This window comes from Lacrimispora xylanisolvens, assembly GCF_002934545.1.
Lineage (GTDB): Bacteria > Bacillota > Clostridia > Lachnospirales > Lachnospiraceae > Lacrimispora > Lacrimispora xylanisolvens.
Genome location: NZ_PTJA01000004.1, coordinates 399,623 through 417,480, shown reverse-complemented (window position 1 = coordinate 417,480; position 17,858 = coordinate 399,623). Strand labels below are relative to the sequence as shown.

18 protein-coding genes are annotated in these 17,858 nt (G+C 36.7%); 10 read left to right on the top strand and 8 right to left on the bottom strand.

Features of this window, described 5'->3' with window-relative positions:
- Positions 1-69: 69 nt before the first annotated feature.
- From BXY41_RS09920 to BXY41_RS09910, 3 genes are read left to right on the top strand one after another with little or no spacing between them, the layout of a single operon-like run.
- A complete protein-coding gene (locus tag BXY41_RS09920) occupies positions 70-3,126 on the top strand; it encodes a lantibiotic dehydratase (protein ID WP_104436663.1) in 3,057 nt (1,018 codons plus the stop codon).
- A 1-nt stretch (position 3,127) separates the two neighbouring features.
- On the top strand, positions 3,128-4,924 hold the full coding sequence (locus tag BXY41_RS09915; RefSeq protein WP_104436662.1) for an ABC transporter ATP-binding protein: 1,797 nt from the start codon (positions 3,128-3,130) through the stop codon (positions 4,922-4,924).
- Between the two features lie 2 nt (positions 4,925-4,926).
- On the top strand, positions 4,927-6,198 hold the full coding sequence (locus BXY41_RS09910) for a lanthionine synthetase C family protein (protein WP_104436661.1): 1,272 nt from the start codon (positions 4,927-4,929) through the stop codon (positions 6,196-6,198).
- Positions 6,199-6,411: 213 nt separating this feature from the next.
- On the opposite strand, the gene BXY41_RS09905 is transcribed toward BXY41_RS09910, so the two are convergent.
- Genes BXY41_RS09905 through BXY41_RS09885 form a run of 5 tightly spaced genes read right to left on the bottom strand, consistent with a single transcriptional unit; the run spans position 6,412 to position 10,598 of the window.
- Entirely contained in the window at positions 6,412-7,740 is a 1,329-nt protein-coding gene (locus BXY41_RS09905; RefSeq protein ID WP_104436660.1) for a sensor histidine kinase, read from the bottom strand.
- Positions 7,716-8,390 carry a response regulator transcription factor gene (locus tag BXY41_RS09900; RefSeq protein ID WP_104436659.1) on the bottom strand — a complete coding sequence of 225 codons (675 nt, stop codon included), beginning with the start codon at positions 8,388-8,390 and terminating at the stop codon, positions 7,716-7,718. Before BXY41_RS09900 ends, BXY41_RS09905 begins: the two co-directional genes overlap by 25 nt.
- Before the next feature lie 17 nt (positions 8,391-8,407).
- Positions 8,408-9,139 carry a lantibiotic immunity ABC transporter MutG family permease subunit gene (locus BXY41_RS09895; RefSeq protein ID WP_104436658.1) on the bottom strand — a complete coding sequence of 244 codons (732 nt, stop codon included), beginning with the start codon at positions 9,137-9,139 and terminating at the stop codon, positions 8,408-8,410.
- Positions 9,136-9,897: a lantibiotic immunity ABC transporter MutE/EpiE family permease subunit gene (locus BXY41_RS09890; protein WP_104436657.1), complete on the bottom strand. Its 762-nt coding sequence runs from the start codon at positions 9,895-9,897 to the stop codon at positions 9,136-9,138. The genes BXY41_RS09895 and BXY41_RS09890 overlap by 4 nt, the downstream gene beginning before the upstream one ends.
- Positions 9,897-10,598, bottom strand: coding sequence for a lantibiotic protection ABC transporter ATP-binding protein (locus BXY41_RS09885; protein ID WP_104436656.1), 702 nt, complete (start codon positions 10,596-10,598; stop codon positions 9,897-9,899). The genes BXY41_RS09890 and BXY41_RS09885 overlap by 1 nt, the downstream gene beginning before the upstream one ends.
- A gap of 124 nt (positions 10,599-10,722) precedes the next feature.
- On the opposite strand from BXY41_RS09885, the gene BXY41_RS09880 reads away from it, so the two are divergent.
- From BXY41_RS09880 to BXY41_RS09865, 4 genes are all read left to right on the top strand, one after another.
- Positions 10,723-11,499, top strand: a complete 777-nt coding sequence (locus BXY41_RS09880; RefSeq protein WP_104436655.1) for a hypothetical protein — start codon at positions 10,723-10,725, stop codon at positions 11,497-11,499.
- Positions 11,500-11,674: 175 nt separating this feature from the next.
- Positions 11,675-12,352 (top strand): hypothetical protein, encoded by a 678-nt coding sequence (locus BXY41_RS09875; protein WP_104436654.1) that lies wholly within the window; start codon positions 11,675-11,677, stop codon positions 12,350-12,352.
- A gap of 204 nt (positions 12,353-12,556) precedes the next feature.
- Entirely contained in the window at positions 12,557-13,096 is a 540-nt protein-coding gene (locus BXY41_RS09870) for a sigma-70 RNA polymerase sigma factor region 4 domain-containing protein (RefSeq protein WP_104436653.1), read from the top strand.
- Positions 13,097-13,123: 27 nt separating this feature from the next.
- Complete coding sequence (locus BXY41_RS09865) at positions 13,124-13,588, top strand: phage holin family protein (protein ID WP_104436652.1); 465 nt, start codon at positions 13,124-13,126, stop codon at positions 13,586-13,588.
- 5 nt (positions 13,589-13,593) lie between these two features.
- On the opposite strand, the gene BXY41_RS09860 is transcribed toward BXY41_RS09865, so the two are convergent.
- Genes BXY41_RS09860 through BXY41_RS09850 form a run of 3 tightly spaced genes read right to left on the bottom strand, consistent with a single transcriptional unit; the run spans position 13,594 to position 16,243 of the window.
- Positions 13,594-14,175 (bottom strand): accessory gene regulator ArgB-like protein, encoded by a 582-nt coding sequence (locus tag BXY41_RS09860; protein WP_104436651.1) that lies wholly within the window; start codon positions 14,173-14,175, stop codon positions 13,594-13,596.
- Positions 14,176-14,202: 27 nt separating this feature from the next.
- Positions 14,203-15,501 (bottom strand): sensor histidine kinase, encoded by a 1,299-nt coding sequence (locus BXY41_RS27155; RefSeq protein ID WP_242980142.1) that lies wholly within the window; start codon positions 15,499-15,501, stop codon positions 14,203-14,205.
- Between the two features lies 1 nt (position 15,502).
- A complete protein-coding gene (locus BXY41_RS09850; RefSeq protein ID WP_104436650.1) occupies positions 15,503-16,243 on the bottom strand; it encodes a LytR/AlgR family response regulator transcription factor in 741 nt (246 codons plus the stop codon).
- A gap of 251 nt (positions 16,244-16,494) precedes the next feature.
- On the opposite strand from BXY41_RS09850, the gene BXY41_RS09845 reads away from it, so the two are divergent.
- The 3 genes from BXY41_RS09845 (at position 16,495) to BXY41_RS09835 (ending at position 17,792) form a co-directional block, all read left to right on the top strand.
- The gene (locus tag BXY41_RS09845) at positions 16,495-16,815 is read left to right on the top strand and encodes a hypothetical protein (protein ID WP_104436649.1); all 321 of its coding nucleotides are present in this window, start codon (positions 16,495-16,497) and stop codon (positions 16,813-16,815) included.
- Between the two features lie 101 nt (positions 16,816-16,916).
- Complete coding sequence (locus tag BXY41_RS09840; protein ID WP_104436648.1) at positions 16,917-17,054, top strand: cyclic lactone autoinducer peptide; 138 nt, start codon at positions 16,917-16,919, stop codon at positions 17,052-17,054.
- 114 nt (positions 17,055-17,168) lie between these two features.
- Entirely contained in the window at positions 17,169-17,792 is a 624-nt protein-coding gene (locus BXY41_RS09835; protein ID WP_104436647.1) for an undecaprenyl diphosphate synthase family protein, read from the top strand.
- Positions 17,793-17,858: the final 66 nt, after the last annotated feature.

Genomic DNA, 17,858 nt, shown 5'->3' with positions numbered 1-17,858 from the left:
ACTGGTGCATATAAAGTTTCTAATTTGGTTAGGCATACAAGAGTTAAGCGAGGGGGATACGGTTAAAATATGAAAGATTTATACAAAGATATAGGTTCCTTTATGATAAGAACACCGGGTCTGCCAATCAATTTATTGACAGATAATATAGAAAATGCAACGAACATAGATCATACTATGTTTTTATTTGATTGTCCTCAATACAAAGATCAGTTTAATGAAGCTATATTTGTGGCCAGCCAAGATTTGTATGAATCCATGCAGCACTATATAGAGGATGGCACAGCAAGGGATACGAATTATTTGTTGAATTCAATTTATAAATATTTTAGCAGAAGCTGTTCCAGGTGTACTCCATTTGGATTATTCTCCACGGTTGCATTTGGCAATATTACATCTGACAGAACATCATTCGAATTAAGCAGTGCAGAATTAAAAAGAAATCCCCTGATTGATTCAGAATGGTTATACCAAGTGGTCTTTCTGTACGAAACCAAGTACCTAAAATCTCTGCGATACACAATTAATGAAAGTGTTGCGATTCAAAGAAACAAAGCAATTTTGTTTAACTGCACAAAAGACAGCGATGGGGGAAAAGTAAATAAAAAATCAGTAAAGTACTCCAATGCATTTGAAATAGTTTTAAGAATATCAGGAGATTATGTAAGTTATTCTGATATTATAGAAAACCTTAAAATAGAATATCCGAATGTGGAAGAAAACACATTCCATATATATATCCAATCACTCATAAAGGAAGGTTATTTAATATCCGATCTTCGTCCACCATTAACAATCGTTGATCAATTTCAATACTTTATCTGCAAACTACAGGAATACGATATAAATACAAAATCTTTAGTTGACATACAAAATCAAATTCAGGAATATTCCATTGGTCATAAAAATAATACCATCGAAAGCCTGACACAGATTTTCAAAAATATGAAGAGAATCTACAACTCCAAAAACTACCTGACCATAGATTCTTCCATTTCCTACAGCCAGTGCAATTTGAATCAAAATGAGATAAAAAAAATAAATAAGCTCCTTAATTTATTTATACAATTTAATATCAAAGAGCCTTTCAATAGTTTAAATGATTACAAAAACAAATTTTTAGAAAAATATGGCCTTTCCAGGTGTGTTCCTTTAACTGAACTCATTGATCCTGATATAGGAATCGGTTTTCCAGCCCATTACGATGGAAAAAACGGCATGAGTAATTTTGGAGAATATATCAATCCCTGGATACGATTTTTTGAAAGAAAATATGTTGATTCCGTAAGACTTGGCAAGGAAATTGAGATCACTGATACAGATATGGGAATGCTTTTAACAGAAGATATTGATCTGGATCAGTTACCCCAATCCATGGAAATCTACTTTAATTATGTAAAAGACAATGGAAGAGATGTCTACTATTTAAGTAATATTTTTGGGTCAACTTATGCAGGAAAGTCATTTGGAAGATTTTCTCATTTAATGAATAATCCAGAACAATTCTTTGAAGAAATAAATAAAAATTATGGTGAAGAGTGTCAGGTGTGTGAATTTACCTACTTACCTGACAGCTTATATTCCGCAAATGTGATCCGAAATATGCATGGTTCCACTTATGAAACAAGTTTTGGGACTACAAATTCCAAAGATCAGGCATTTAAACTTAAGCTAAGTGAAATTTTAGTAGAATTTAAAAATAACAAATTATATTTAAAGTCTGCGGTTAACAATAAAAGAATCATACCAACATCTACCAATATGTTTAATCCGCAGCTAAAACCCAGAATATTAAGATTAATTGATGAAATATCTTCTGATGGAATCAGGTTTTATAATAAACCCTGGCAATACCTGCTGGAGAAATTCGCCTATCTTCCAACAATACGATATAAAAACTTCGTATTGGAACAGGAGAAATGGATTATTAAAATAGGCGATCTGGGTTTAACAAAACATTATGATTTTGCTGAGTTTAAAAATAAGTTTATCGAATACATAAATTCAAGAAATATACCCCTTTGGGTGGATGCCGTTGATGCAGACAAGAAGCTTCTGCTAAATCTGAAAGAGGACAGATGTTTATCTGTGTTGCAGAAATTACTGGAAAAATCAGAAACTGTTGTGGAAAGATATCATATAGAATCAGAACAACCAGTAAAACTGAATGATAGTTCTTATTGCTGTGAATTGGTAATTCCATTAATTTTAGATCCGGATGCCAAACCCCATAAAGCCAATGATTCTGACATTACCAGGAATTATGGTAATCTCAGATATAAAGAGCCTTTGGATGAGTGGTTATATTTCAAAATATACGGAATTGAGGAATACGCAGATTATCTGTTAGGTGAAGCTTTGTATGCTCCATTGCAGAAGTTACTTGAAAATAAAGAAATCGACAGCTATTTCTTCATTCAGTATAAAGATCCAGATTTACATCTGCGATTGAGATTAAAAGCTGACAATACTAAATTAATGACAGTACTCCCCAAAATGTTAGATATATTAAGCCAGCTTATGAAAAAATCTCTTATCTCAAACTATAGTATTAATTGTTATGAGCTTGAATTGGAGAGGTATGGCGGATATGATTTGATGAACTATGCACATGAGGTGTTTTATAAAGACAGCATGGCAATTCAAACCATAATCCATGAAAAAAACAATCATAATATAAAAGTGACGGACGAACTTTTAGCTTCAGTGATTATTTTCTTTCATATGCGGACATTTAATTTGAGTTTTGAGGATATGTTTGTATTTCTTAATTGTGAAAATCCTACCAAGAGCTATCAAAAAGAATTTAGAGAACATAAGGATACCTATGTTGATTTTGTAATAAAGTATTTATATGATGAAACGTTAAATCCAGATATCGATTTTATTTTAAAGATATTATCGGTAAAATTTGAGTCAATGAAAGAATATTTAAATAGAATTGAAGAATATTATCCGGTCAACAAAGCTGTAAAATTAAGCATACTGGATAGTCTGCTGCATATGAACATGAATCGATTGTTTGGTCCCAATACGGAATTGGAAAAAAAGATGAGAACTTTAGCACGTCATACATATTACTGTGTTTACAGCAGAAAAAAAATAGGTATATTGGGTGGTAAATAATATGCAGAAATTTAAAATACTAAGTACTTCAGAAGTAAAGGAAATGCTTTCTTCCCTGAAAGTGATTCCCAAATCCATTAAAATATTCTTCCAGGCCAGCAAACTGATATTTGTACTAACCATAATTATTAATATTATTGCGGGTATTGTTCCTGTAATATCCGTAAATATTTTTGGCAGCCTGATTAATGCTATTTCAGCCAAAGACTTAAATCTCTCGCTGAAGATATTAGCAATCTATATCGGGATAAGTTTTGTGTCGGGTATGATTATAAGTATTAAAACTTATTTGTTTACCAAATTTCAATTCTTGTTGGATTATGAATTGATTAACAGGTTATTGGATAAATGCGCCATTATGTCTTTGGAGGAATTTGAAAATTCTGACATACAGGATCAGCTGCAGCATATCCTTTCCCAGGTGGGATTCAGACCTTATAATATTTTTACTACTACATTGACACTTGTAACTTCCGTTACTACCATACTTTCTTCTGTTTATATTATGCTGATGTGGCGGCCGCTGTCGGTATTTCTTATCATCGTTCCGGCGTTTGCCTTTTCAATTTTCTATTTATCCATAAGTAAAAGAGAGTTCCAGACAGAAGAAAGAAATGCAAAGAAAGCCAGAAGTATATGGTATTATGAATTTTTACTTACAAAGGATCAATCATTTAAAGAAGTTAAGATATTTAATTTAGCCAGACATATTATAAAGAGGCATAATGATTTAAAGAAAAGCGTGATTAATGAAAACTTATACAATACCAAGGTACGGCTGATTATATCTGTTGTATTTGATTTTGTTGATCAGATCTGTATGGCGGTACTTATGATTTTAATCATTTTCTCTGTAATTGCAGGTGAAATCTTAATTGGTAACGCTGTTGCACTTCTAAGAATTATAAACATGATGTTTGATAGCTTTAACAGTATTATGAATATTATTTACAGCATAAATCAAAACAGTTTGTATATGTCAAAACTGATTAATTTTCTTAACAGGCCCGGAAATTCAAATAGTAAAGAAACATACAAACTAAATGATTTAGATCAGATTGAAATAAATAATCTGACCTTTGCATATCCGGAAACAGATAAAATAGTTCTTCAGAACATCAATATAAAAATTAATAAAAACCAAAGAGTTGCATTGTTCGGAAGAAATGGATCTGGTAAAAGTACATTAATAAAATTATTATTAGGATATTATTTAGTGGAAGACGATATGATTAAGATGAATGGAATTCCATTAAATAAAGTTAATATTGACAGCTTACATAAATTAACAGGTATATTATTCCAGGATTACTGTAAGTATGAACTTTCGGTAAAAGATAATGTTGGGTTCGGTAACATTGATGAAATTGATAATGAGGCCCAGATAAGAGAGTCACTGGAAGAAGCTGGTATAGACTTTCTTCCTCCTGATTTAAATCAGCAGCTGGGAAAGTGGTTTTCAGATGGAACACAGTTATCCGGCGGGCAGTGGCAGAGAGTTGCTCTGGCCAGGTGCTTTTTCAAAAAAGCACAAATGTATATTTTAGACGAACCCAATGCGGCGCTGGATAAAATGGGTGAGAAAAAAATAATGAACACATTTTTTGAACTTACAAAAAACAAGATAGGTGTATTTATTTCTCATAAAATTGCACATGTCATGTTAGCTGATAAAATAATTTATCTGGACGAAGGAAAGATTGTGGCAGAAGGTACACATGAAGAATTATTAAAAACATGTCCCTCTTATAAAGAAATTTACGATCTGGAATTCGATATACCGAAAAATGGAGGCTGATTATGAATTTACCGAATGAAAAAAAGCGTGAATTGGATAATTTCATAATAAATATATCAAAAAAATTATCCGACGCAGATTATGTTCAGGAAATATTTGCTTCAAATAACACTGAGTATCGATGTACTTCAGTGGCAGTTTCATATCCCGCATTATGTATCCTTTTTTCGGAACTTCAATTAAATTATCCGGACTATGATTTTGATAAGTATGCCCATAAGTATCTGGAGATCGTAAACGACTATATGGGAAAAAACAATATCTATGATATCTCACTGTTTGATGGGCTATGCGGAGTGGGCTTTGCTGCACATTGTATGTCAGACCATGGGAAACGATATCAATCGTTTATAAAGAGTCTGAACGAGTATATTGTTGATATTGCGGAAAGTAATATTCTAAAGTACAAAGAACTTCCGTTAAACGAACTATTTTATGATATTATGTATGGATTAACCGGTACAGCCAATTATCTGTTGAATTTTAAATCAGAGCCGAATGTAAAAGAGACTTTGTTGCACATTTTGCAATATTTAACGGATATTTGTAAAGCAGGAGACAACAATATCCCCCGGTTTGCCATCCGGTCAGATGAGAGTCAATTGTTTCCTTTGGAAAATAGTCCAGAGATACGATATATAAATTTAGGGGTTGCACACGGGATACCTGGCATACTTTTAATATTATGTAAGTCCTATGAATCGGGAGTATATGCACAAGACCAGTTGAAAGCAATAAAATATCTGGCAGAATACATTTTTAACAGCTGCATAAAAGACAGTGATGATATTTTTTGGGAAACTCAAAAAATAATAGGAATAGAACAGGAGAAAGCAGTACCATCCAGAGATGCGTGGTGTTATGGTACTCCAGGTGTGGCGTATTCATTATTGATTGCTTCAAAGATCCTTAATAATGATGAAATGGGTAAGCTTGCGATTGATAGTATGAAATTATCTTTGAAAAGAATGCGGCAGGTTATCTCACCTACTTTTTGTCATGGTCTTTCTGGCTTGTGCTGCCTGACCAGAAAATTCTATCAATACACAGATGATGACTTCTTTTATGAAGTATATATGAAAATAATGGATCATTTACTGGAATCCTACAGTGATCAATATCCATTTGGGTTTAAAGATACAGAAATAGAGGAAGGGCATATCGTAAATAAGGATGAGATAGGACTCTTAACAGGGACCAGTGGAGTGATCCTGACTATTTTATCTTGCTATCAACCTGTTAAAACACAATGGGACTCCATATTTTTATTATAGAAAATTACATAATTGTAAAAAAGGGGCTGTTGCAAAAATAGATGAATAATATATTGGAGCATCAGCTTCACTTTTTTACTTAAAAATAGAAAAGCGGGCAATTGAAAATGATTAAAACAAAAAGCGTTAAACAGTCAGCTTTTCTGATATTTTACTTATATGAAAAGAGGGTGTCGCTCCATCACTTTATTATAGTGATTTTGCGGCACCCTCTCAAAATTTAATTGTAACAACCCCTCCGGACTTATTGTTACTCAGATAAAGCTGACCTTCGTGGGTTTTAACTACCTGAGCGGCAAACCAGAGACCGAGACCATTATGGCCGTCTGCACCACGAGCCGTATCTCCGCGCCACAGACGTTCCGTTGCATGTTGTAAAGCCGCCTTACTGAAGCCAGTGCCTTCATCACAAACAGTCACCTGCCAGCCGCCATCTGCCATACTGCCTGTCAAATATACGTTTCCACCAACTGGTGAATGTTCTATGGCATTTTGTACTACATTTCCAAGGGCACGAAGCAGATGATCTTTTTGGACGTTTGCAGAACCGTTAAGGCCGTTCTGGACTTTCATGCATACGCTCCTTGCTTCTGCAATAGCCGTAGTGTTAACGATCAATTGTTCAAACAGAGCATTCAGGCTGTTGTTTTTAAAAGCCTCCTCCTCACCTGCCGAGGCTTCAAGAAAACTTGTTACATACTGCCTGGCACGTTCATTACTGGATGCAATTGTTTCCACCATCCTACGACTGCTTTCAGGGAGTTCTTCATCGAGCAGCAGCTCAGCATTACCCCCCACCAGGGTAAGTGGAGTTTTTAAATCATGGGCCAGTGCGGCTATTTCTGCTTCTCGTTCCTGCTGTGCCGCCCACTGGGAAGACAGGGAATTGTACAAAGCATCTCTCATATGCTCCATTGCATCAAGTGCCTGATCGTATTCCCGTATTCCTGCATGTGGAATTGTAAAATCCAGTTCCTGCGCACCTACCTTCCGGCTAACCTCACCAAACAGCTTCAGCTTGGCAGCAAGGCGCTTACGAAGCCACAGGGTGTTAAACAGCAGACAAAGCACCAATGCTACTCCCAGTGATGCCAGCCACAGATATTCAAAAGGGGGCAGAGTACTTCGCAGAACAGGATTTGCAAACTCTGATCTGTAATAATATCGTATGATTACCGTGCTCCCATCCCCATAAGTGTGTCTGAAAACACGCGTAGTAGTTGCATCTTCGTGTAAAAAACTGGTCAGTTTTTTCAGTTTCCTTCCTTTGGTGTTGCTTTCCAGAACTTTACCGTTCCGGTCAAATAAAGCGTAATCTGACAAAAAATTATCATCTGGAGAAACGAAGGTTTCCGGGTTACCAGCCAGCATTTTCTCCACCTGTTGGCTGGAAGTATAAGCATTATAGAAAAAACCGGTATTTACAAGCCGGATAAACATCAAATACCATAACAGGCAGCATAATAGCATGCAGCCAACCATGATGATGCCAAAGCGTAAAAGGACAAAGGACAGACTTACAGATCTTCGCTTTTTCGCCATTTATAACCCACCCCCCAGATTGTATCGATAGGACTGATGCCGTGGGCTTTCAGCTTGGCACGGATATTTTTAATGTGCTCTGCAACAGCGGACGGATCTCCCTCTGCATCAAAGCCGAAAACGGCTTCGTATAATTGTTCTTTGGTAAACACCTGTCCGGCATGCAGTGCCAGATGTTCACAGATCGCATATTCGCCCTTGGTAAAGGGCAGTGTTTGTTCACCGGCAAATGCCGTTTTTGCCTGTATATCGAAGCGGACGCTGCCTCGCCTAAGTATGTGGGTTGGCTGACGCACTTCCCTCCGAAGATGGGCGCCTACCCGGGCACGCAGCTCTGCAATACTGAAAGGCTTTTTAATGTAATCATCGGCTCCCAGGCCAAAGCCCTGGACGAGGGCCGAATCTTCTGCCTTGGCGGTTAAAAACAGGATAGGGCAATCCACCTCGGTACGGATCCGCCTGCAGAAGGAAAATCCATCCTCACCGGGCATCATTACGTCAAGAAGCAAAAGATCGTATAATCGGCATCTGGCGGGCTGTAAGGAAGCGGCATTTGATTCAGTGTCCACCTGGTAGCCTTCTTTTTCCAGAGCAGTGCGAACCAGAGCCAGCATATCCAGGTCATCGTCGATGACTAACAGTTTTGGCATAGAATATCCTCCTAATCTTACTCTTGTATAATTCTGCCTTCCCATCTACTATACCATAATATTGTGAGAACCAGAACAACCGAAGTAATAATAACCAGAGAAATCACACCAGGAATAACAGATCCCCTGGTCAGGTCAAAATAATCTTTTAAAAACCGTACACCCCATTCCCAGGGAATGGCCGGCCAGATTTTATCACCAATGAAATTTTCAAAGTAACCGGCTAAAATTGTACCTGCAATTCCTGATAAAACGGAGACACTGAAACCAAATTTAAAAGAAATGGGTACATGTATAAAATATAAAAATAAGTTACTAATTAAAAACGAGCAGAATATGAAAAAATAGGAACCAAAGTTCATGAAATTCATATTTAGAAAAAATTTTACTCCCACATAAAAGCAAAGCTCGTATAGTATAATACTTGCAGCAGACAGGAACAGCAGAAAGCATAATTTACCCAGATAAACGCTTCTTCTTGATCCCACAACCCCCAGAGCATTTTGAACATTGCTGATATTTCGGTCTAAATTAATAAAAATTGGTACAACAAAACTGACAAACATAGGATAGCATATTTGCAACAAAATGAAAAACAGCCGAACATCAGAAAAAAGGCGGTATCCACCAGAGTTGTAATAAATTAAAAATAATGTTGTAATTACCACTGGAGGCAACAGATGCAATAGTAAAAGCGGAGTACGTTTGATTTTTGTAAAGTTAGAGAGAAACTCTCTTGTAATTGTCAATTTCGATACACCTGCCCTCTGTACCAGCGTGCAAATAAAAATGTAAGAATGACTGCAGTGAGCATGCTTACTACCACCAGCAGTGAACTCTGACCCAAACTCAGAATCTGTCTTGCACCTGACTGAATCAATAATCCGTTTGGCAAAACTCCGAATAAGGTAATCATAAACCTGGAAGTCCAGCTATATGGTATAAACCAGAATATAGGCGAAAGAGAAAAAAACAAACCACCAAGGCCAGTTAAAATCAGGTTAATGATCATAGAACCAACGAATCCGGCCTTTTGGTCTAAAAACAGGCAGAAAGGGATCTGCCATAATAAAGTCAGCCATAATAAACAGTATCCTAAAACATAAGATCCGGTATGTTTAAATGCGCTTAAGACACCTGACAGCATGTATTCTGAAAATATAGATATCAATGATAGTAATAATGAAATCAGCAAAAGATTAAGTGCTATTAAAATTGTTTTAGAAATAAATGTATTTTTCAAGTCTATAGGCAGGCTGTATATAGTCCGGTAATTGTGTTTTTGTTCCTTATTATTTACTAAGTGGCATAATATCACAATGGATAAAGATGCAATGGGGACACACCAATTACAGACGATGGAGGCTGAAAACCCACCTAAACCAATCCCCACAGATAAAAATATAACTGCTATTAAAATTAAGGCTGCCGGAATATATAAAATAAGTTTCCGAAACAGGGTTCGTTTAAATTTTAAATTTTCGGCTGCCAGATAGGTTCGTAACATCAGGAAGCACGCTCCTTTCTTATAATATCCATAAACAATTGTTCCAGGTTCTCATTGGCATCAATTTTATCCTGATACAGAAGTGTCCCATTATTCAGGATGCCTATGTCATCGGCAACCTGCTGAATCTCGCTTAAGATATGACTGGATACAATGACTGAAATCCCGGATACCGCAAATGTCCGGATCATTTTCCTTAAATCTTCCATTCCAAACGGATCCAAACCATTGGTAGGCTCATCTAAGACTAATAATTCAGGGTCATTTAAAAGCGCTAATGCAATGCCCAGTCTTTGCTTCATTCCCAATGAAAAATCAGCAATCTGCTTATTTTCCGTATCCATTAAGTCCATTCTTTCCAAAACTTCCATGCATTTATCCGATGAGACCCCCAAAAGAGTTGCCCGAACTTTTAAATTTTCAAATGCTGTTAAATTCTCATATAAAGGAGGTGATTCAATGAGGGAACCAATCTTTAACAGATCTTTTCTGCTCCAGGGGTGATTATCGAATATTATTTCTCCGGAAGTGGGGGTAATAATTCCTGTAATCATCTTTAGCAACGTTGATTTACCAGCACCGTTAGGTCCTAATAATCCATAGACAGAATTTTTTCTTACAGACATAGATAAATCATTGATTGCAAATGTTTTTTTGAATTTTTTTGAAATGTGGTTGGTTTTAATGATATACTCGTGCATCATAATCCTCCTTTTGACTTGATATTGCTATGGTAACAGCAAATTTTAAGGATTTTATAAAGAAGAACAATAATACAAGCTTTGTATGTTATACTTATAACAAAAGTAGAAGGGGGAAAGAGATATGAAAGTGTATAAAGATAGGTCTGGTTTTTTAATAAGAGGAAGCAGTATCTGCCTCATCATTTTTATTGTTCACCTGCTATGTTTTTTCTATTATTCAACAGCGTTCGCCAATTCTGCGGAACCGCCAGGTTTTACCATAATCGTGTTGAACTCTCCAGAGAATATATCTTTATCCTTAAAAATGTCCAATCGTGATGTTACAGACTTAAGAGTGGAAGAAGGGGAGAGAAAAGGATGGGAGAAGTATTACAGGTTATATTACACCCACTTATCACCCCAGGTGAAGGATTTAAAGGATGCAGTGCTGGTGGTACAATGTAATAATAAAACCTTTCAATGTGCTTTGCCTGACGAAACATTTGGAAGATATAGTAATATTTTGACACTTGATATGGAATCGGAGACCCTTACATTAGGTCAGGCTCCGTTACGGGTTCCTGCTCTGGTGGCAATGCGGGTTCTCCTGACGCTGCTTATTGAGGGAATTATTTTTTGGCTTTTTGGATTCAGGCAAAAAAGAAGCTGGCTGGTCTTTACAGCAGTCAATCTGATTACCCAGGCAGGGCTGAATGCAATGCTTACAGGACCTGATTTAGGTAATTACTGGATATTTGGTTATCTATTTGGTGAAGTTGTGGTGCTTGCAGCAGAACTGACTGCATTTCTCACCTTTGTGAACGAATTCAGGAAAGGACGTGTAGCGCTATATGTAATAACGGCCAATATGGCGAGCCTGATCATAGGAGGTATGGTGATTACATATCTACCGGTTTAATCTTATAATACAGCTTTTTTGATGAGCCATAGTGAAATAACTATGGCTTTTTCAACGTCCAGACCCGTAATTATTACGAGGTAAAATCTATAATCAGTAATAATTGTAGAATAAAATGATTATGCCCAGAAATAGCAAAAACAATTTTGTTTCAAAATTTAAAGGGGAAAGACAAATGAATAAAAATTTATTCTTATTTTGTTTTCTGATTTTATCATTAACAGGCTGTGCTGATTCCAATATGACGGGGGGAGCTGCTTTGCAGCCAGACGAAAGTCAGGTCAGCAATCTGATTCAGGAATCAGCTGCACTGACAGATCAGGAAATCAACTGGCAGACTGCATATATGGAGATTATCCACCAGGGGGGAGGTCATCTGCCAGATCCATATCAATTAAGAGGGGAAGATGGATTAAATTCATCGTTTTATCTGGGAATTCACGATTTTAATGGAGACGGGATACCTGAATTAATTCTGGGAGACGGGATTTCCATAAGCGTGTATACTTACTTAAACCATGGATTGGAGAAGGTTGCCGATTTGTATGAGCCGGAGGGCTGGTATCTGATTCATGAATTATATATTCAAAATAATTGTCTGATTCTGGTGAGCAATGGATCGGATGGATGCGGATATGTGGGATTTACTTACCGGGATGGCTCTTATCTTACTGGTACATATAATGATTCCAGTCCGGATCAGTCAGTTTTAGGGGGAGAAGAATCCGGGTTTAAAGAGTTCAATGACGTATTTCATATAACGGAACTGAAACAGGACAATAGAAAGTCTTTTATAAAGAGAAACAAAGAGAGAGGAGAATTTATACCAGACTGGGCAGTGCTGGTTTGGTAGAAAACAATTTAATTAAATAAGATCTACAAGTAAAAATGCTGAATGATATGGATATTTCTCCATATTATTCAGCATTTTTTACGTGTTCCATTAAATAGTGAGTTTTTTATTTACAATCATATTATGCGAAAAAAATAAAGATTCAGAAGAATTTAGTTTACAATATTACCCTTTTTTTCTTTTTGCCTTTTAGGAGGTAAGAAAATGGGAGAAAGTGTTCATGTAATTATTGAGGAAATAAAAAAAGGTAATAAAGAAAAATTCTTACTGATAATAGATAAAATGACCCCACTGATTAATAAATATGTCCGCCTGCTATATAAAGATGAAAAAGAGGACATGCATTCAGAATTTGTACTCAGTCTGCTGGAGGCCATCAATTCAATGCAATATTATAAGGAAGATGGGCAATGTGTTTATTTTTTAAGCAGAGCCCTAAAAAACAAGTTCTTAGAACAGTATAAAAAAAGCAAGCAGCATTTTGACGCGGAAGCTTCTGTTGAGGATGAGTTTTTTACTGAGATCAGCATGGATCAGCCTGTTTATGATGACTGGCTGTTTCATGAAGATCTAAAAACTATGCTCTTGAAGACAGAAGGAAAACAGGCGGTTATTCTGTGGGATATTGTCTTTCATGAGGAGTCAGATGCAGTAATTGCAGAACGCCACTCCGTGTCCCGCCAATACGTGAACCGGGTCAGAAGAAATTTTTACAATCTTTTAAAAGAAAACTATTATAAATAAGTGAAGGACTTTACTGGAGGTGCAGCCATGGAAAAAAAATTGGATTTGGAAAAAAGCGCAATGGGAATCATCAGTGCCTGGATTATGGATCAATTCGGACTTTTATTTCCCGCCATATCGTTATTAACCATACTTATGATCACGGACTACATATCGGGGATGCTGGCTTCGAAAAAGGAAGCACTGGACAACCCTGATAATAATCAGTATGGCTGGAACAGCAGGAAAAGCCGGATCGGAATTTATAAAAAGTCCAGTTATATATTCATCATTCTGGCGGCAGTCAGCACGGATTATGTGATCTATAAATTTTCTACTGAGATCGGAATCAAATTTGAGCATAAAACTATTTTTGGATTATTGGTATCTGTCTGGCTCATCATTAATGAATTAATCTCTATTTTAGAAAATGCAGGACGAATGGGCGCCAGAATGCCGGAATTTTTACAGAAAGTCCTGACGGAATTGCGTGGAAAAATAGATAAAGACTAAAACGCTCATTCCATTTGCTGTTTCTTCCTGCCGCTGATTTTGGATAATATCAGTGTGATAAATACTAATAGATAAATCAGCGCCTCTAAAAAAATATAATTTTCTAGATTCAAAAAGAGAAAGCACAATGCCGCAAGGAAACTGATAAACAGAGTACGGTCAGTTTTATGAGTAAATGTCTGGTTTTCTTCTGTGTCAACCGGCCGGTTGGGATGGTCGACTGCACCCGTGATTTTGATAAGTACCATAAAAACCAGGTACAGCAGAAACGAAACCGGGGCGTTCAGACTGTAATATTTCACAATGAGAAGTATGACAGTCATGGTGGCGCAGGAGAAAACCAGACATGAGAAATAAGACTTCAAATGCAGTCCTCCGTTAAAGGAACGAAGAGGAATAAACAATAAAAAGAAGAGCAGGCATTCCACTTCCATATGAATAAAAAACGCAATACAGAGACTGCAGACCAGATTCAAAAACAGTTCCAGAAAGCTTTGAAAGCCATACAAATATATTTCATAATCATCTTTAGTGATCACTTCTTTTTTTAAAATATAATTGGTTAATACAATGGATAACCGTTCCATATTACCATCCCCCTGATCAGTAATTTGTTATTTTTCCGGTTCCTGATATAAGATCACAACCGCTTTAAATATGTTTCCCTCTACCTGCGTGATGGCTTCCCCGTTACAGGCAGATACTGCCTGTTCAATGGAAAACAGACCCAGGCCATGATGGGAGGGATTTTTCTTAGTGGTAAGAAAATGTTTCTGCCCGTCTGTGTACCGATCCCCTTCAAAGGTATTCCAGACAACAATGGAAAGAATTCCCTTCTGATAAGACATTTCCAGATCAATCTTTGGATGTCCGCTATTCATCTGGCGGCAGGCTTCCAGGGCATTTTCCAGCAGGTTTCCCAGTATAATGGTCAGATTTCCGTTTTGAAAAGGCATTACCGGCGGAATAAAAATATTGGTACAGAATTCTATATTTTGTTTTCGGGCAATGGAAGATTTATAATTCACAAGTGAGTCCACCACAATATTGCCGCTGTGGGAAATTTCATTTATTTTTTTTGAGGTTCCCTTTTCTAAAAAAGAAGTGAGATAAGTGGCAGCTTCTTCATTTTTTCCGGAATTAACCATGCCCAGTATGCTGACTAAGTGCTGCTTCATATCATGGCGTAACAAACGCATTTCGGTGTTTTGGATTTCCCGTTCCTCAGCCTGGCGGCTGCAAAGTTCCAATTGCTGTTCATAAAGAAGGGTTTTTTTCTGATATTCTGAACTTGCTGCCAGAGATTCAAATACTTCGAAAATAATATAGTTAATAAACAGCAGTAAAATACCCGATATAAAGGAGAAGAGAACTTCATCCTCAGCCGTGCTGCTGATGAGAAAAATGTTATGCATAATGTAAATGCTTCCTGCAGGAACCATAAGTAAAATCGCCATATACCGTAAAGAAATATCTCCGGTACTTTTATGCTGAAGACAGTGTCCGGTGACAATGGCAAAAACCATCATTACTATTTTAGAGATAATGGCTCCTGAGAGACCGGCTTTATCATCTAAATTCATCATATTTAAGATCATATGTATGATAATTTCCACAAGCATCCAGATTGCACAGATTAAAAAAGAGAACAAGGCACATTTTTTCCAGCTTTCTGAATAAGAAATACTGGTTGCGAGAAATACAAAGACCATGTTAAGTAAAAGGGTCAGTGCCGGTGGAATCCCATTTCCAATGCCCAGAAACAACTGGAAGAAATAATATGCAATCCAGATTATATAGGTTGTGGTTTTCCTCCACGAGGGCGCGAAAAACGCGTTAATGCATTTCCGTATGACTAAAATATAAAAAAGTGAAAGAAACGGGCTGACAACGGTTGTTGAAAGAATTTTCATATTATTTTCCTCCCGCTTTCTTACTGGCCAGATCACATAACTGCTTCCGGATTTTCTTCTGCCTGTCTTCACTGATTTGCAGTGTGGTTGACTTTCCTCCGTTTTCAATTACAAGACTGGAAAAATTCATGGTGCTGACATAATCATAATTTACAAGATAGGATTGGTGTATCCGCAGGTAACGCTGCTTGTTTCCGACTAACTCATTTTCCACATCGTTAAGCTTTCCATAAAAAAATTCCTCTCGCCCATCTTTTAAATATATGTATACAACCCGGTTGCGGCTTTCAAAGTAGACCACATCTTTTAAGGCTACTTTTTTTATTTCTTTATTAAAATTAAATTGGAAATAGACGTTATTTTCATTGATCCGCTCATATGCTTCTTTGAAATAACGGGAGAACTTCTCCGTATCAAGTGGCTTGGAAAGAAAACGAAACGGCTCCACCTCAAATAATTCTTTTAAATACTGTTCGTATCCGGAAATATAAATTAACAATACAGTTTTATCAATCTCTCTGATGTGGCGTGCTGCCTCGATTCCGTTTTGCTGTGACATTTCTATATCCAGAAAGATCAGATCAAATAAGTTACCAAGATGTACGTATTTTGTCAGCATGGATCCATCAAAAAATACGTCAACTTCAATTTCAATACCGTTTGCCAGAGCTTCTTCTTTGATTAAATTTTCTAACATTCCTGTAAACTGAACGTCGTCATCACAAATTGCTATTCTTAACATACTTACCCTTCCCCATTAAAACTGATTATTTATTATGCAAAAATGAAACATCTATATCTGTATATCGTACGATTCCTTCCATTAATTAAAAGAGAGAAATAGGAGCTTTTGTCACATTTTGTCTAATTGAATAAATTAAAAATTACTTGCAGGCTCGAAATTTCAACATGGTGTGATTTTTTCAATGGAAATATAATATTTTCTTATTGCACTAAAAATTATATCACATTTTAATATTGGAGGTAACAAAATTGAAACACTATCTGCTATTCATTATTTTTCTCTGTACCGTGTTTTTAGTAGTAAATTTAGTTCATCTGATTCTGGAAAAAAATAATAATCGAAAAACTAACAGAAAAATTTATGTAATAAATATGATGACAGCGGTTGTCATTTCCAATTGTATTGAGTGGAGTGAAATGCAGTTTGAGAGGAGAGCCGCATTTTTGGGGGAAAGCTTTATATCCCTGCTAAATCTTGTTAATATTTTGCTGTGTCTCGTTCTGGTGCTGTTCATGTTTTTTTATAAAAGTGAAAATGGGAGGATTCATGAGTATCAAAATCGGGAATAGTTACGAGCAGAGCCGTAATTTTTACAACTTGTCTTCATATAGCTGTTGTTTATGTATAATTGCATTATCTTAATGTCTTTATAATAATGGAGGTAGAAAGAATGAAAGGTAAAAGTAATATCGCAGCTAAATTCATGGAACAGGTAGCCAAAAAATCTGTGGAGCTGGCATCTGAGAGCAGATGCATGTATATCTATCACCAGCCGAAGATGCCGGATCTTAAGAAATTTAAGAAATAAGCATCAGGGCAACTATAATTACATAATTTTCTGCAGGACATGATATCCTTTGAAAAAGTTGGCTATAATTTTAACAGGACTTCCTCGAAAGGAACCAATCATGGAGGGCAGATAATGAGAATTCCAAAACACATCGGTATCATTCCTGATGGAAACAGACGTTGGGCTGTGGAGAATGGCATAAAAAAAGAAGAAGGGTATGACAAGGGTATCTCACCTGGAATGACCCTTTACCGTCTTTGCAGGGATCTGGGAGTAGAAGAGATGACCTTTTATGGCTTCACTGCAGATAATACCAAACGTCCGTCTGTACAAAGAGAAGCATTTTCAAAGGCCTGTGTAAAGGCTGTGGAGGTGTTGTCTAAAGAGAATGCCCAGCTTCTGGTTCTTGGGAAAACTTCTTCGGCCATGTTTCCGGACGAGCTTAAACCATATACCAAAAGGGTGTGCTTTGGTACAGGAGGAATGAAAATCAACTTCCTCATTAATTACAGCTGGGAATGGGATTTGGGACTGTCAGACGGAGTCATAGGTCCTGAACTTAAAACCTCTGATGTATCCAGAATGGATTTAATCATCCGTTGGGGAGGAAGGAGAAGACTTTCCGGCTTTCTCCCGGTTCAGTCCGTTTATTCGGATTTTTATGTGGTAGACGATTACTGGCCGGATTTTAAAACAGATCATGTTTACAATGCGCTGGAGTGGTACTCCAGGCAGGATGTGACCCTGGGGGGGTAAAAACAGAGAATACAATATTATTTAAGGCAGCCTTAACGGGCTGCCTTCTTTGTTGTCTTAAAAATA

Excerpts from the sequence above, each read along its gene's own strand:
- BXY41_RS27155 (WP_242980142.1), bottom strand. The coding sequence starts at position 15,501 with ATGAAAATTCTTTCAACAACCGTTGTCAGCCCGTTTCTTTCACTTTTT.
- BXY41_RS09850 (WP_104436650.1), bottom strand. The coding sequence starts at position 16,243 with ATGTTAAGAATAGCAATTTGTGATGACGACGTTCAGTTTACAGGAATG.
- BXY41_RS09905 (WP_104436660.1), bottom strand. The coding sequence starts at position 7,740 with ATGGCGAAAAAGCGAAGATCTGTAAGTCTGTCCTTTGTCCTTTTACGC.
- BXY41_RS09870 (WP_104436653.1), top strand. The coding sequence starts at position 12,557 with ATGGGAGAAAGTGTTCATGTAATTATTGAGGAAATAAAAAAAGGTAAT.
- BXY41_RS09835 (WP_104436647.1), top strand. The coding sequence starts at position 17,169 with ATGAGAATTCCAAAACACATCGGTATCATTCCTGATGGAAACAGACGT.
- BXY41_RS09880 (WP_104436655.1), top strand. The coding sequence starts at position 10,723 with ATGAAAGTGTATAAAGATAGGTCTGGTTTTTTAATAAGAGGAAGCAGT.
- BXY41_RS09885 (WP_104436656.1), bottom strand. The coding sequence starts at position 10,598 with ATGCACGAGTATATCATTAAAACCAACCACATTTCAAAAAAATTCAAA.
- BXY41_RS09920 (WP_104436663.1), top strand. The coding sequence starts at position 70 with ATGAAAGATTTATACAAAGATATAGGTTCCTTTATGATAAGAACACCG.
- BXY41_RS09875 (WP_104436654.1), top strand. The coding sequence starts at position 11,675 with ATGAATAAAAATTTATTCTTATTTTGTTTTCTGATTTTATCATTAACA.
- BXY41_RS09840 (WP_104436648.1), top strand. The coding sequence starts at position 16,917 with ATGAAAGGTAAAAGTAATATCGCAGCTAAATTCATGGAACAGGTAGCC.
- BXY41_RS09865 (WP_104436652.1), top strand. The coding sequence starts at position 13,124 with ATGGAAAAAAAATTGGATTTGGAAAAAAGCGCAATGGGAATCATCAGT.
- BXY41_RS09890 (WP_104436657.1), bottom strand. The coding sequence starts at position 9,897 with ATGTTACGAACCTATCTGGCAGCCGAAAATTTAAAATTTAAACGAACC.
- BXY41_RS09910 (WP_104436661.1), top strand. The coding sequence starts at position 4,927 with ATGAATTTACCGAATGAAAAAAAGCGTGAATTGGATAATTTCATAATA.
- BXY41_RS09860 (WP_104436651.1), bottom strand. The coding sequence starts at position 14,175 with ATGGAACGGTTATCCATTGTATTAACCAATTATATTTTAAAAAAAGAA.
- BXY41_RS09915 (WP_104436662.1), top strand. The coding sequence starts at position 3,128 with ATGCAGAAATTTAAAATACTAAGTACTTCAGAAGTAAAGGAAATGCTT.
- BXY41_RS09900 (WP_104436659.1), bottom strand. The coding sequence starts at position 8,390 with ATGCCAAAACTGTTAGTCATCGACGATGACCTGGATATGCTGGCTCTG.